Consider the following 14082-nt stretch of genomic DNA (forward strand, 5'->3'; position numbering starts at 1 on the left):
TTCCATCCCTGTGCTGTCCCACCGCCCCGGGCAGGCGTAGTCTCAGCCTGTCGTCGTACCCATCCACTCTGGAGTGCCACCATGCCGCTCGCCCGCATCGATCTTCGCAAAGGCAAATCCGCCGACTACCTGCAACGCGTCGGCGAAACCATCTACCAGGCCATGCGCGCGGTGGGCGTGCCGGAAAATGATCGCTTCCAGATCTTCCAGGAACACGCGCCCGGCACGCTGATCTACGACCCCGGCTACCTGGGCGTGGATCGCACCGACGACTTCATCTGCATCCAGATCACCTGGGACGAAGGGCGCACGCTGGAGCAGAAAAAGGCGTTGTACCTGGGCATTGCCGATGGCCTGCATGCGGCAGTGGGCATCCGTCGCGAAGACGTGTTCATCAATCTGGTGGAAGTGAAGCGGGAAAATTGGTCGTTTGGTAATGGTGTGGCCCAGTACGTGAGTTGATGGGCGAAAAGCATCCACGCATGGCGTGGATCTACTGAATGGAGGGCGTGCGCGGGGGAGGGCAGTCCTGCGTCACCGTGTCGCAGGGGGTAAACCCTGAACGGGGTCCAAGGTTGGCCATGGCCCCGTAGAATGGCGACGTGCGCCGTTCTGTTCTCCACCGCCGGTTCCAGGCCCTGGCATGGCTTGCCATGCTGCTGGTGCTGCTTGCCCCGCTGGTGAGCCGCTGGCTGGCGCATGGTCACGTGGCTGCCGCTGCGCCGGTGGCGGCCATGGACCACGCAATGCAGGCAGAACATGCGCAGCACGCGTTGGAAGGGCACCACGACCATCACGCGATTGCGATGCCGCACGGCGAGGCTACAAAGAAGCCCGCTGCCGATCCACACGCCGATCATGAAATGGGCGTGGACTGCGATTACTGCCTGATCGCTGCACGGCTGATCACCCTGCTGGTGGCGGCCGTGCTGCTGTTGGCGCAGATGGCACCGGTGTGCCGCGCGTTGCGCGGTGCGGTGCAGGCGTTGCCGCAACGGATCAGCGGCACATTGGGAGCGCGTGGGCCGCCGGCCTTGATGGCCGTCTGAGCCGCACGCGCGTTGCACTGAACGTTCTTCCATGAGGTTGCCGGCCACGGCCGGTGCCCGCACGCGCGTGTCTGTCCGTTTCTGATTGCTGCCTGCCATTGCGGGGTGGCCTTGCATGCCGTGAAAAAATGAAAACGAACCCCAACCCCGCGCGCCCGCGCCGGGCGACGCTGCCTGTCCTGTGCGCGTTGCTCCTGCATGCCGCGCCCCTGCTTGCCGCCGACGCGGCACCCCCGACCACGCTGGAGACCGTGCGGGTGGTCGATACTCGCAGCGGCGAGCTGTCCTCCACCGCCAGCGCCGGCTCTGCATTGGGCCTGAGCGTGCTGCAGACGCCGGCCAGCCTGACGGTAATTTCGCGCGAACAGCTGGGTCAGCGCGGCGACAGCAACCTCAACGATGCGATCAGCCGAGCGGGTGCGATCAGTGCAATGCCGCATCCGGGCAATGGCCTGAGTGCGCTGTCCAGCCGCGGCTTCACCGACGGTGCTTCGGTGATGCGGCTGTACGACGGGCTGCGACAGTACGGCGGCGTGGGCATCACCTTCCCGTTCGATACCTGGTCGATCGAGCGCATCGAAGTGCTGCGCGGCTCGGCCTCTGTCATCCATGGCGATGGTGCGATCGGCGGGGTGATCAACATCGTGCCGAAGAAGCCCACGCGCGGCGCCATCGAAAACGAGATCAGCGTAACCGTGGGCAGCGAGGACACCGCGCGCCTGGGCTTCGGCAGCGGTGGCGCGCTGTCGCCCGAGCTGGCCTACCGGCTGGATGTGAGTGGCAACTACAGCGGTGGCTGGGTTGATCGTGGGCGCAACAGCGACGCGACATTCTCCGGTGCGTTGCTGTGGCAGCCACGTGCGGACCTGCAGCTGACGCTCACCCATGCGCAGGGCTACCAGCAACCCATGCGCTACTTCGGCACGCCGCTGGTCGAGGGCCGCCAACTGGAGGCGCTGCGCCACCGCAACTACAACGTCGATGACAGCGAGATCCGCTTCCGCGACCGCTGGACCCAGCTCGACGCGCTGTGGACACCGAACGCGAACGTGGAATGGCGAACCCGCGTCTACCAGATCGACAGCCAGCGTGATTGGCGCAATGCCGAGGCCTATGTCTACAACCGCGCTACCGGCTTGATCGATCGCTCGGGCAATACCGAGATCACCCACAACCAGGACCAGACCGGACTGACCTCGACGCTGCGCGTGCAGGGAACGGCGGGTGGCCTGCAGAACAACTTCGCGGTGGGCCTGGATGCCAACCGCGCGCACTTCAAGCACACCAACAACACCTATGCCGGCAGCTCGGGCCCGGTCGATCCGTTCGATCCGGTGCCGGGCCAGTTCGCCAGCGACGCGCCGAACCTGCCGCGCTACCGCAACCGTGCCGAGCAGTACGCGCTGTTCGTGGAAGACCGGCTGGCGCTGAGCGAGCGCTGGTCGGTGCTGGGTGGCCTGCGCCGCGACCGCGCGCGCATTGATCGCACCGATCTGATCAGCGGCCAGAACGCGTTCTCGAAAACCTACAGCAGCACCGGCTGGCGTGCGGGTACGGTATTCGCGCTGCAGCCGACGCTGAGCCTGTATGCGCAGTACTCGCAGGCGGCAGATCCGGTCAGCGGGCTGCTGATGATCAGCCCCGCCAACGGTGCCTTCGATCTGGCCAAGGGGCGGCAGATCGAGGTGGGCCTGAAGCAGGCCTTCGACGGTGGCGAGTGGACGCTGGCGGCGTACTGCATCCGCAAGACCGGGCTGCTCAGCCGCGATCCGCTGGTGCCGGATCGCCGCGTGCAGGTGGGCGCGCAGACCTCGCGCGGTATTGAAGCGTCGTTGACTTGGAACGTCGCGCCGCACTGGACGCTGGATGCCAACGCGACGGTGCTGAAGGCCGAATTCGAGGACTTCCTGGAAACCACGGGTTCGCCGGCGGTGCTGGTATCGCGTGATGGCAACGTGCCGCCGAACGTAGCCGAGCGCCTGGCCAGTATGAGGCTGAGCTGGCAGTTCGCACCGGACTGGAGTGCGGCGGGTGGCGTGCGTTACGTCGGCAAGCGCTACGCCGACAACGCCAACACACTGGAGCTGCCCGGCTACAGCACCACCGACCTGGCACTGACCTGGCAGGCGGCACCGCGCACGCGGCTGTCCGCGCGGTTGTTCAACGTGTTCGACAAGGCGTACTACGCCACCGCGTACTACACCAGCACGCAATGGCTGCTGGGTGCGGACCGGCGCGTCGAATTCACCGTCGACCATCGCTTCTGAGGGCGCTGGCGATGACGTTGCGTTCCACCGCCAAGCGCTGGACCTACTTGGTGCATCGCTGGCTGGGCATCGGCGGATGCCTGCTGATGCTGCTGTGGTTCGTCAGCGGCATGGTGATGCTGTTCATTGGTTACCCGAAGCTGACGCCCGGCGAGCGGCTGGCGGCGTTGCCGGTGCTGGGTGAGGCCCGCGACCTGCAGGGGCTGTCTGTACTGCCTGCCGCCGTGCAGGCCGAGCCGGAGGCCGTGGCACTGACGACGCTGCGCGGCGAGCCAGCGTATGTGGTGCGAAGCGGCGGCAACGTGGGCGCCTGGTCTGCGCGCACCGGCCAGGTTCTGCTGCCGGTGTCGGCACAGCGCGCCGAAGCATCCGCTGCGCAGTTTGCTGGCGGCCAGGCGTTCGTCGGCGCGATGCGCGTGGATGAGGATCGCTGGACGCACTCGCGCGCGCTGGACGCGCACCGGCCGCTGTACCGGGTGGAGGTAGGGGGCGCGCAGCCGGGTGACCTGTATGTGTCCTCGCACACCGGCGAAGCGGTGCTGGACGCACCGCATGTGCAGCAGCGTTGGAACTATGTGGGTGCCTGGCTGCACTGGCTGTACTTCCTGCGCATGCAGTCGGTGGACCCGGTGTGGACGTGGGTGGTGATCGTGTTGTCCGCGCTGTGCACGGTGGCCGCAGTCAGCGGCATCGTGGTCGGTGTGTGGCGCTGGCGTTTCCGTGGTCACTACCGTTCGGGTGCGAAGACGCCATACGTCGAACCATGGATGCGCTGGCACCATCTGATCGGGCTGGTGGCTGCAGCGTTCGTGTTCACCTGGATCTTCAGCGGGCTGATGTCGATGAACCCGTTGGGCGTCTTGAGCAGCACGCGCGAGGCGATCGACGGCGGACGTTATCGTGGTGGCACGGTGGCGGTGGATGGCGCATTGGGTGAACCGACGGCGCTGCTGACGGCCGTCGAGGCCGAGCGGTTTATGCCCGTGGAGATCCAGTGGCGACGCATCGGTGGCGAGCTGTTCGCGGTGCTGCTGGACGGACAGGGCGAGACCCGTATCGTGTCCGGCAGCAATGGGCATCTGCAGGTTGCGCGGTTGCTGCCGGCCGGGTGGCTGCAGCAGAAGGTGCGGGCGCTGTCGGATGCGCCCATGCAGGGGTACTGGGTCCAGCACGCAGCGGATGCGTACTTCTACCCACGTGCACCTGAAGCCATGAACGGCGCAGCGGTGCGCCGCTTCCCGGTGGCGGTGGTCGACTTTGGCGATGCCGAGGCGACGCGCGTCTATCTCGATCTGGCGACCGGCGATCCATTGCTGACGATGGGGTATCGCGAGCGGGTGGGGCGTTGGCTGTTCTGCTTCCTGCACAGCTGGGACCTGCCTGCGATGCTGCGCTTCGACACCGCCCGGTTGGCTGTTCTGCTGCTGTTGAGCGTTGCGGGCACTGCGTTGTGTGCAACGGCCACGGTGATCGGCTGCCGCCGGTTGCGGATGAAGCTGCGGCGCAGGCGGCGTTGATGCCTTGGGCTACACCCGCAGCCAACGCGTGGACATCGCCACCAGCAACAAGGCCGTGGCAACGCCGATGAATGCGGCGATCAGGCCGAAATGGTTGGCGGCGAAGCCGATCAGCGCCGGTCCGGCAAGGATGCCGGCGAAGCCCAGCGTGGAAACGGCGGTGATCGCCAGCGCACCCGGCATGCGGGTCTGGTGGCCGGCCAGCGAGAACAGCGCCGGCGCGATGTTGGCGCAGCCAAGGCCGACCAGCACATAGCCCGCCAGCGACGCCTGCCATGGCGTGACCAGGGTCAGCACCAGCACGCCAGCGGCAGCAAGCAGAGCGCCGAGAACGATCGCGCGCTGGCGGCCCACGCGCGCCACCAGTGCATCGCCGAACAGGCGGGCGATGGTCATGGTCAGGGTGAAGGTCACATAGCCGACGCCGGCGAGGCTGGCATCGACGCGACGCACATCGCTGAGGAACACCGCGCTCCAATCCAGCATCGCACCTTCGCCGAGGAACGCAACGAACGCCAGTACGCCGATGAACAGCACGATGCCGTGTGGCAGGGCCAGCATCGGTGTGTCGTGCGGCATGCGTTCGCTGTGCCAGTACGCCGCTGACAGCAGCAACGCCAGCAGCATGGCGCCGACGCCGATCAGCACCGATGCCAAGGGCGGCAGCTGTGCGGACAGCAGCACGGTCATGGTGGCCGCGCCGAGGAAGCCACCGATGCTGAAGAAGGCATGGAAGCCGGACATCATCACGCGCCGTGCTTCGCGCTCGACGATGACGGCCTGTACGTTCATCGTGCAGTCCATCGCGCCCACGGCGGCGCCGAACACGAACAGGACCAGCCCGAGTGTCCAGGCCGAACCGGCCAGTGCCAGGCCGGGCACGGTCAGGCAGATCAGCAGGCTGCTGGCCACCATCACCCGGCGGCAGCCGAGGCGCGCGGCCAGCACGCCGGACAACGGCATTGCCAGCAGCGAACCGGCACCGAGGCAGAGCAGCACCAGCCCCAGCGTGGCGTCGTTGATCCCGGTGCGTGCCTTTGCGAACGGCACCAGGGTGGCCCACAGCGCGGTGGCGAAGCCGGGAATGAAGAACGCAGCGCGGGTCGCGTGCTGTTCGGCACGCGCGCGGTTGGCAACGGACATGAGCGGTACGGTCAGGGGGGAGTGGGGTGTACCGCGATGCCTGCGGCGCGGAAGCGTGCCGCCAATGCGGGCGGTGCGGTGGTGGTCAGCACCAGGTCGTCGATCTCGTCGAGGCTGGCAATCTGCCAGTTGCCGCGTGCACCCAGCTTTTCAGTCGTTGCGGCGACGATGACACGGCTGCTGCAGGCCACCATCGCGCGCTTCAGCGTGGCTTCTTCCGCATCCATTGCCCACACGCCGGTGTCGCCGTCCACCGCGCAGGGGCCGGGCAGGTACACATCGGCGCGCAGGCGCTGCACCTGGGCCAGTGCTTCGGCGCCGACCGCGCCGCCACCGCTGGCCAGGCGCCCGCCGATCAGCTGCACCGAGGTGCCTTCAAGCAGGCTGGCGGCCGTGGCGATCTGTGGCGCGTTGGTGATCACCGTCAAGCCGAGGGCGGCCGGCAACTGCTGGGCGATCACCAGGTTGGTTGAACCAGCGTCGAGCAGTACGACCTGGCCGGGTTGCAGCAACGCGCAGACGCGGGCGGCCAGCTCGGCCTTGTCGCCGCGGTCGCGGGTCAGCCGCTCGCGCAGCGGGCGTTCCTTGGGCGGTGGCAGTACGGCGCCACCGTAGACGCGCTGGCACAGGCCCTGCGCGGCCAGCTCGCGCAGGTCGCGGCGGATCGAATCTTCGGACACGGCATAGCGGCGCGCCAGCTCGGCGGCAACCACGCGGCCCTGCTGGCGCAGTTCCTCCAGGATCTGCCGGGTGCGCTGGGCGGGGAGGGGGCTGGGATCGGAGCTCATGCTGCAAGTCTGCACGTTCGTGCATTAACGTGCAACAACGTGCATGCTGCGTTGGGGGGACGCAGGGCGGCTGGACTGCCGGTGAATCCGCCCGCGCCCACGTCTATGGATCGCCCTCGCGGCCCGGCATGATGGCGGGGCACCTGGCAGGGAATCCCTGATGTCCCCCACCGTTCACCGCAAGCTGCGCATCGGCGCGGACCAATACACCGGCCACAAAGTGGTCGACCAGCAGTTCCATGAGTGCAATTTTTCCGGTGCCGACCTGACCGCCACCGAGTTCATCAACTGCAGCTTCTACGATGCCGACAGCCGCAGCGGCTGCCGCTTCAATGGCGCCACATTGAAGGAGGCCAGCTTCCGCAGCTGCGACATCAGCATGTGCCACTTCAACTTCATCAAGGCGCTGGGCCTGGAGATCAGCGAGTGCCGCGCGCAGGGTGCGGATTTCAGCAACGCCAGCTTCATGAACCAGATCACCACGCGCAGCTGGTTCTGCAGCGCCTTCATCAAGAAGTCGAACCTGCGCTATGCCAATTTCTCGCGGGTCACGCTGGAGAAGTGCGAACTGTGGGAAAACCGCTGGGACGGTGCAAACGTCAGCGGCGCCAGCTTTGCCGGCTCGGACCTGTCCGGTGGCCAGTTCGAGGGCATCGACTGGAACAGCGCCAACTTCACCGACTGCGACCTGACCAACTCGGAGCTGGGTGAGCTGGACCTGCGCAGCACCAACCTGCGTGGCGCCACGCTGGATGTCCAGCAGGTGGCGCTGTTGATGCAGCGCATCGGCATCACGGTGGTGCCGTAGGCATCAGCCGGCGTACGCCACCCAGCCCTTGAAGCTGAAGCCCGCATAGAACAGCTCCACGCCGTCGAAGCCGGCCTCCTGCAGCAGGGCGACCTCCTGTTCGGGGGCCAGCAGCGGCAGCCGCTCGGCAATGGCGTCGATCGCGCGCTGTGCATCGGCGTGGGCAACGCCGGAGGCTTCGGCGAACGCGGCGTAGCGCTGCAACCAGCGCAGCTTGCCGGCCGGATCCTGCGGCACGCTGTGGTGCGCCACCACCAGCGGTGCGCCGGGCTGCAGGCGCCTGTGCAGCTCGCGCAGCGTGTGCAGGCGCTGCGCGGCGTCGAGGAAGTGCAGGGTCAGCAGGCAGCTGGCACCATCGAAGCGCAGATCGGGGGCATCGTCGATGTAGCCTTCCAGCAACTGCACGCGCGACATCAGCTGGCCCAGTGTCTGTTCGGCCAGGGCCAGCATCGGTGCAGCCGGGTCCACGCCCAGCAGCTGCCAGCCCGGCTGCGCCTCGGCAAATGCCTTCAGCTCCAGCCCGCCACCGGCGCCCAGCACCAGCACGCGGCCCTGCGCAGGAACGTGTTCGGCCAGCAGCAGGCGACTCATCTGCTGCAACGCGAGGAAGCCCGGCACCTGGCGCAGCGGGCCCTCGGCATAGCGGGCAACGGCCTGCGGATCGGAGAACGAAGACATGCGTGCATTCCTGCAACAGGGACATACCACTGTACCGTGGCATGCAAGTGCCTTTGCCGCGGGTCGCTCCTGCCTGCGCTGACCGGCTTGCATCCAGCTCAGCGCAACGCCCGCGCCAGCACCTGCCAGATCCTCGGGTCCTGGCACTGCGAGACGTTGAAGCGCAGATAGTCGGCCGCGCGCTGCGACTGGCTGAACGCGTTGCCCGGCGCCAGCACGATGCCCTCGCGCAGGCATTGCCGCGCCAGTGCGGCGGCGTCGCGGCCGTCGGGCAGCTGGCACCACAGGAACAGGCCGGCTTCCGGCTGCAGCCACGGCGTGATGCCCAGCGCCTGCAGTTTCCGCAGTGTGTGCCGGCGTACATCGGCCAGGCGCGAACGTATCGACTGCATGTGGCGGCGGTAACCGCTATCGGTCAGCGCGATGTGCATCAACTGCGCGGCCAGATGGCCGCCGCCAAAGCTGGTCGCCAGCTTCAGGTCGGTCAGTGCCTCTATCCAGTCGTGGCGCGCAGCGATGTAGCCGCAGCGCGACGCTGCCGACAGCGTCTTGGAGAAACTGCCGACGTGGATCACCCGTGACAGTCCATCGAGCGCGGCCAGCCGCGGTGCCGGCTGCAGTTCGAAGTCGGCGAAGATGTCGTCCTCGACGATGATCAACTCGCTGCGTTCGGCCAGGCCCAGCAGGCGGTGCGCGGTGTTGGCCGAAAGCACCGCGCCGGTCGGGTTGTGCAGGCCGGAATTGGTGATGTACAGCCGCGGCGAATGCGCCTGCAGGGCTTGCGCGAACGCCTCCAGGTCCGGGCCGCTGTGCGTGTACGGCACGCCGATGGCCTGCACCTGGTGCGCCTTGAGCAGCGCGTGGTAATTGAAGTAGCTCGGGTCATCGACCAGCACGCAGTCGCCGGGCTTGAGCAGGAAACGGCAGAGCAGATCGACCGCGTGCGTACCGGATTCGGTCAGCAGGATCTGCTCCATCGGTGCATCGATGCCAAGCGAGGCGCTGCGCCTTTGCAGCAGCTGGCGCAACGCGGGCAGCCCGAGCGGGCCGGCGTAGTCCACCAGTTGCATGGCATCGGCACGCGCCAGCCCGCGCAGGCCGCGGCGCACGCCATCGTGATACAGCCAGTCACTGGGCATCCAGCCGCACCCTGGCTTGAGATCGCCCGCGGGCGTTTCCAGCGATTGTCGTGATACCCACAGCGGATCCACCGCGCGATCCAGCCGCGGCTCCATTTCGGCCAGCGCCAGCGGTGCGGCCGGGCCACTGACGTAGAAGCCCGAGCCTGCGCGTGCACTGATCAGGCCTTCGGCCGCCAGGCGCTCGTAGGCCTCGACCACGGTGGAGACTGAAACTCCCATGGTCGCTGCCTGCGCACGTACCGAAGGCAGGCGGGAGCCGGGGCCATCCACCCGTGCACTGATGCGGGTGCGGACGGTCTGGATGACCGATTCGATGCGGGTGAGCGGGCGCGGCATGGTGGAACCGTAGTGGAAGTGTGGGCAGTACAGTTACTTGCGGCTGTACTGGATTGTAGCTGGGGTCGTTCCGCGCTGGATGCTTCCATACAGGTGCAGCCGGGCATCGTCCGGCACCTTCAGGAGTACAGGCGTGGAACGGTCGGCGAGTGGTTGGATCAATGGCTTCATTGGTGTGGTGATCTTCGCCGGCTCATTACCGGCCACCCGCCTGGCGGTGCTGCAGCTGGATGCCGGGTTCGTCACCGCCGCACGCGCCACCATCGCCGCGGTGCTCGGCCTGGGCCTGTTGTTGATGCTGCGCCAACCGTGGCCGCGGCGCGGCGACCTGCCGGGCTTGGTGGTGGTCAGCCTCGGCGTTGTGGTCGGCTTCCCGCTGCTGACCGCGCTCGCCCTGCGCCATGCTTCGTCGGCACACACCATCGTGTTCCTCGGCCTGCTGCCGTTGAGTACAGCGGTGTTCGGCGTGCTGCGCGGTGGCGATCGGCCGCGCCCGGCGTTCTGGCTGTTCTCGTTGCTGGGCAGTGCCTGCGTGGTCGGCTATGCCGCGCGCAACGGCATCGAAGCCTCTTTGCAGGCCGACCTGCTGATGCTGGCGGCGATCGTGGTGTGCGGGCTGGGCTACGCGGAAGGTGGTCGGCTCGCCCGTCATCTGGGCGGCTGGCAGGTGATCAGCTGGGCACTGCTGCTGGCGCTGCCGGTGATGCTGCCGTTGACGGTGCTGATGCGCCCGGCCTCGTTCACTGCGGTCGGTGCCTCGGCGTGGTGGGCGCTGGGCTACGTGGCGGTGTTCAGCATGCTGATCGGCTTCCTGTTCTGGTACCGCGGGCTGGCCCAGGGCGGCATCGCCGCTGTCGGCCAGCTGCAGCTGCTGCAGCCCTTCTTCGGCCTGGCCCTGGCCGCGCTGCTGCTGCACGAATCGGTCAGCCTCAGCATGGTGCTGGTGACTCTGGTCGCAGTGATCTGCGTCGCCGGCGCGCGCCGCTTCAGCCGCCAGGAAAAAGGGGACGAAAAAGGGGACGGAGGGGGTTAAGTCGTTTCAGGCACAGCAGGACCAATTACGACTTAATCCCCTCCGTCCCCTTTTCCGGGGTGCTGCGGAAAAGGTGCGCAACGGCGTAGTCGATGAACACCCGCAGGCGTGCACTGGGATGGCGCCCACCGGGCCACAGCAGCGAGAACTGCCCCTGGTGCGTGGGCAGTGTGGGCAGCACCTGTTGCAGGCGGCCATCGGCCAGCGCGTCGGCTGCGAGGAAGTCAGGCATCCAGGCCAGGCCCATGCATCCGATCGCAGCGGCCAGCACGGCTTCCATGTTGTTGCAGGTCATCGCCGTGGGAAGGCGCGCCCCGGCGTCGCCTTCGATGCCCGGCAGCTGCCACGGATGCAGCTTTCCGGTGGTGGGGTAACGGAAGCGCAGCGCGGTATGCATGCGCAGGTCGCCCACATCGCCGGGCGTTCCATGCATCTGCAGATAGCCCGGCGCCGCACAGAGGATGAAACGAAAACCACCCAGCCGCCGTGCGGTCAGGCTGGAATCGGCCAGTTCGCCACTGCGTATCACTGCATCCAGGCCTTCGCTGACCACATCGACGATGCGGTCGTTGAAGTCCAGTTCCAGCTGCACCTGCGGATAGCGTTGCTGGAAGCCGGGCAGCACCGGCAGCAGGAAGCGGTAGCCGATGGTGGGCAGGCCGATGCGCAGCAGTCCGCTGGGGGCGTGCTGTCGCTGCGCCAGGTCCGCCTGCGCTTCGGAAAGCTCATCCAGCGCACGCCGGCAGCGTTGCAGCAGCAGTTCGCCTTCGTCGGTGAGATGCACGCGGCGGGTGGTGCGCTGGAACAGGCGCGTGCCGAGTTCCTGTTCAAGCCGGGCGATGCGCTTGCCGACGGCCGAGGCTGACAGGCCGAGTACGCGGGCGGCACCGACAATGCTGCCTGCCTCCGCGGTGCGGACGAAGGCGAGCAGGGCGGAGATGGAGTCCATGCTTGGATGATTGCGGAACATCTCGCCGCAATCAACGTCCACCGAGCCTGTTTTTCTGGAATAGCGGCCTGTCCATCATCAATGCCCCTGATGGATGGAGGCCCGCATGGCCCCGGATTCGATGCTCCCTGTACCTGTCCGCGCGCAGCAGCGCTGGGCGCTGCTTGCGGTCTGCCTGGCCGCGCTGGCGTTGCCGTTGTCCTTCTCTGCCGGTGCAGTCGCGGTGCCGGCGCTGGCCCGTTCCGCGGCGGCATCGCCCACCGCGCTGGCCTGGGTGACCAACGCCTTCATGCTCACCTTCGGGAGTCTGTTGCTCGCTGCGGGCGGCTTGGCCGATCGATATGGCCGTCGGCGGCTGTTCCTGCTGGGCACGGCGGGCTTCACCACCGCCACCGCCGCCGTCTGCCTTGCTCGCACGCTGCTATGGCTGGATCTGGCGCGCGGGTTGCAGGGCGTTGCCGCGGCGGCGGCGCTGGCGTCCGGCACGGCGCTGCTGGCACAGGCCTGGCAGGGGCCGGCGCGTGCCCGTGTCTTCGCCCTGCTGGGCACCACGTTCGGCATGGGGCTGGCGTTGGGGCCCCTGCTCGCGGGCCTGCTGCTGCAGACATTGGGATGGCGCAGCGTGTTCGCCGCGGGCGGTGTGCTCACGTTGGTGGCCTTCGGCCTGGGGGCACGCGCGTTGCCTGAAAGTCATGGCGAGCACCGACCACTGGATATCGGCGGCATGCTGAGTTTCAGCCTGACGCTGGCGGCGTTGACCCTGGCGCTGCTGTGGTCGGGCGAGTTCGGCCTGCATGCCGCGCGCGTGCAGCTGGCGCTGCTGGCGACGCTGCTGTTGGGCGGGGTGTTCGTCTTCATCGAACGGCGGCACCCCTCACCGTTGCTGGACCTCTCACTGTTCTCGCAACCGGCGTTCCTTGGTGTCCAGTTGCTGCCGGTGGCGACCTGCTTCGGCTACGTGGTGCTGCTGGTCGTGTTACCTCTGCAACTGCTGGGCGTGCATGGCCAGAGCGCGACGCTGGTGGGACTGCAGATGCTGGCCCTGTCCGCGCCGATGCTGGTGCTGCCGATGCTGGCCGCGCGCTGGGCGGAGCGCGTTGGAAGTGCGCGGCTGTGCACGCTGGGCCTGCTGGTCTGTGCCTCTGGTCTGTACCTGCTGTCGCGCCACGCATCGCATCCGTCGCCGTCGCAGTGGGTGCCGTTGCTGATGCTGATCGGCGCAGGAACGGCCTTGCCGTGGGGCTTGATGGATGGGCTGTCGGTCAGCGTGGTGCCGGTACAGCGTGCGGGCATGGCCGCTGGCATCTTCGGAACCGTGCGGGTGGCCGGTGAAGGCATCGCATTGGCCGCAGTCATTGCCTTGCTTGCGCTGCTGATCGGCCATCAGCTGCAGGGCGCGTCGCCGGCATCGCTGGTGCGTGCCGGTGCCTATCTGGCCACGGGGGCGCGGGAACAGGCGCAGGCACTGCTACCGGCGATGAGCCGCATGCAGCTGCAGCACGCCAGTAGTGAGGCGCTGGCAACACTGCTGCGTGTACTGGCGCTGCTGACCGCCGCATGTGCTGCGTTGTTGCACCTGTTGCTGCGGAAACGTAAAGACGCGGTGGTCGGGCGTACTGCGTAGCAGGCTCATCGCCCGCCTTCGCCGTCATCCCGTTGTCGTCTTCCGCTCACGCCGCCCATGCCCACCCGGGTCTAGTGTTGATCGTCCCCGTCCCCCACGGAGACCCGCCATGTGGCTGCTCGACCATCTCTGGCCTGGCCGTCGACCGCTTCCTCCCCCGGCCGCGGATGCGCCGCAGGCACCGCCGCGCCGGCCCTGGCTGAAACGCCCTGCGCGGGCCGGGCGCAGCGGCATGGCGCCCTGGCAGAAGGTCGCCACGCCGCCGCGGCGCACGCGCCACTAGCCGGCGCGGTCTGACGGGTGGTTGACCCCGTCGCTGACCGGAATGACCCCCAGCGCGAACGGATCAATGCCCTCCAGGCAGGCCACGTTGTAACCGTACTGGTCCGGGTTGGAGCGGCGCCGGTGATGGGTGTAGATGCCGCACACGCCGCAGAAGTAGTGCTCGGCCACATGGGTGTTGAACTGGTACTTCTGCAGGTGATGCTGCCCGCGCACCACCTGCAGGCCCTGGCGGGGGACGCTGGCGGCGATGGCACCCCGGCGCCGGCACATCGAGCAGTCGCAGCGGCGGGGATCGACGATGCCGTCCGGCAGGTCCAGCAGCAGCTCGACCGTGCCGCAGTGGCAGGTTGCGCGGTGCCGGGGTTGGACCGGAACGCCGGCCACGGAAGTGATGCCCATCATTGCTCCTGTGTGATCCATCTGGCCGTGCGGCCGCCGGAGACGGTGCGCCGGCGTGCCTGAA

General features: G+C 67.7%; 13 protein-coding genes. 7 read left to right on the forward strand and 6 right to left on the reverse strand.

Annotated elements, in window-relative coordinates:
* Positions 1-81: 81 nt before the first annotated feature.
* The 4 genes from AC5P8C_RS18210 to AC5P8C_RS18225 all read left to right on the forward strand — a co-directional run bounded on the left by AC5P8C_RS18210 (position 82) and on the right by AC5P8C_RS18225 (position 4833).
* Positions 82-462 carry a tautomerase family protein gene (locus AC5P8C_RS18210; RefSeq protein WP_495219194.1) on the forward strand — a complete coding sequence of 127 codons (381 nt, stop codon included), beginning with the start codon at positions 82-84 and terminating at the stop codon, positions 460-462.
* A 191-nt stretch (positions 463-653) separates the two neighbouring features.
* Positions 654-1049: a DUF2946 family protein gene (locus AC5P8C_RS18215; RefSeq protein WP_019659487.1), complete on the forward strand. Its 396-nt coding sequence runs from the start codon at positions 654-656 to the stop codon at positions 1047-1049.
* A 128-nt stretch (positions 1050-1177) separates the two neighbouring features.
* Entirely contained in the window at positions 1178-3316 is a 2139-nt protein-coding gene (locus AC5P8C_RS18220) for a TonB-dependent receptor (protein ID WP_019659486.1), read from the forward strand.
* An 11-nt stretch (positions 3317-3327) separates the two neighbouring features.
* Positions 3328-4833, forward strand: a complete 1506-nt coding sequence (locus AC5P8C_RS18225) for a PepSY domain-containing protein (RefSeq protein WP_495219195.1) — start codon at positions 3328-3330, stop codon at positions 4831-4833.
* A gap of 9 nt (positions 4834-4842) precedes the next feature.
* Here the strand turns inward: AC5P8C_RS18225 and AC5P8C_RS18230 are convergent, their stop codons facing one another.
* Positions 4843-5976, reverse strand: a complete 1134-nt coding sequence (locus AC5P8C_RS18230) for an MFS transporter (protein ID WP_019659484.1) — start codon at positions 5974-5976, stop codon at positions 4843-4845.
* An 11-nt stretch (positions 5977-5987) separates the two neighbouring features.
* Positions 5988-6764, reverse strand: a complete 777-nt coding sequence (locus AC5P8C_RS18235; protein ID WP_019659483.1) for a DeoR/GlpR family DNA-binding transcription regulator — start codon at positions 6762-6764, stop codon at positions 5988-5990.
* Positions 6765-6924: 160 nt separating this feature from the next.
* Between AC5P8C_RS18235 and smqnr the strand changes: the two genes are divergently transcribed.
* Positions 6925-7572, forward strand: a complete 648-nt coding sequence (gene smqnr / locus AC5P8C_RS18240; RefSeq protein WP_019659482.1) for a SmQnr family pentapeptide repeat protein — start codon at positions 6925-6927, stop codon at positions 7570-7572.
* Between the two features lie 3 nt (positions 7573-7575).
* Here the strand turns inward: smqnr and AC5P8C_RS18245 are convergent, their stop codons facing one another.
* Together AC5P8C_RS18245 and AC5P8C_RS18250 are read right to left on the reverse strand one after the other, a co-directional pair.
* The gene (locus AC5P8C_RS18245) at positions 7576-8250 is read right to left on the reverse strand and encodes a class I SAM-dependent methyltransferase (RefSeq protein ID WP_019659481.1); all 675 of its coding nucleotides are present in this window, start codon (positions 8248-8250) and stop codon (positions 7576-7578) included.
* Positions 8251-8348: 98 nt separating this feature from the next.
* Positions 8349-9728 (reverse strand): aminotransferase-like domain-containing protein, encoded by a 1380-nt coding sequence (locus AC5P8C_RS18250; protein ID WP_495219196.1) that lies wholly within the window; start codon positions 9726-9728, stop codon positions 8349-8351.
* A gap of 133 nt (positions 9729-9861) precedes the next feature.
* Between AC5P8C_RS18250 and AC5P8C_RS18255 the strand changes: the two genes are divergently transcribed.
* Positions 9862-10761 carry a DMT family transporter gene (locus AC5P8C_RS18255; RefSeq protein ID WP_019659479.1) on the forward strand — a complete coding sequence of 300 codons (900 nt, stop codon included), beginning with the start codon at positions 9862-9864 and terminating at the stop codon, positions 10759-10761.
* 25 nt (positions 10762-10786) lie between these two features.
* On the opposite strand, the gene AC5P8C_RS18260 is transcribed toward AC5P8C_RS18255, so the two are convergent.
* Positions 10787-11710: a LysR family transcriptional regulator gene (locus tag AC5P8C_RS18260; protein WP_058979452.1), complete on the reverse strand. Its 924-nt coding sequence runs from the start codon at positions 11708-11710 to the stop codon at positions 10787-10789.
* Between the two features lie 106 nt (positions 11711-11816).
* Between AC5P8C_RS18260 and AC5P8C_RS18265 the strand changes: the two genes are divergently transcribed.
* Positions 11817-13334, forward strand: a complete 1518-nt coding sequence (locus AC5P8C_RS18265; RefSeq protein ID WP_495219197.1) for an MFS transporter — start codon at positions 11817-11819, stop codon at positions 13332-13334.
* A gap of 279 nt (positions 13335-13613) precedes the next feature.
* On the opposite strand, the gene AC5P8C_RS18270 is transcribed toward AC5P8C_RS18265, so the two are convergent.
* The gene (locus AC5P8C_RS18270; RefSeq protein ID WP_019659476.1) at positions 13614-14018 is read right to left on the reverse strand and encodes a GFA family protein; all 405 of its coding nucleotides are present in this window, start codon (positions 14016-14018) and stop codon (positions 13614-13616) included.
* Positions 14019-14082 lie beyond the last annotated feature (64 nt).

This window comes from Stenotrophomonas sp. YJH_SMC_46, from assembly GCF_059370315.1.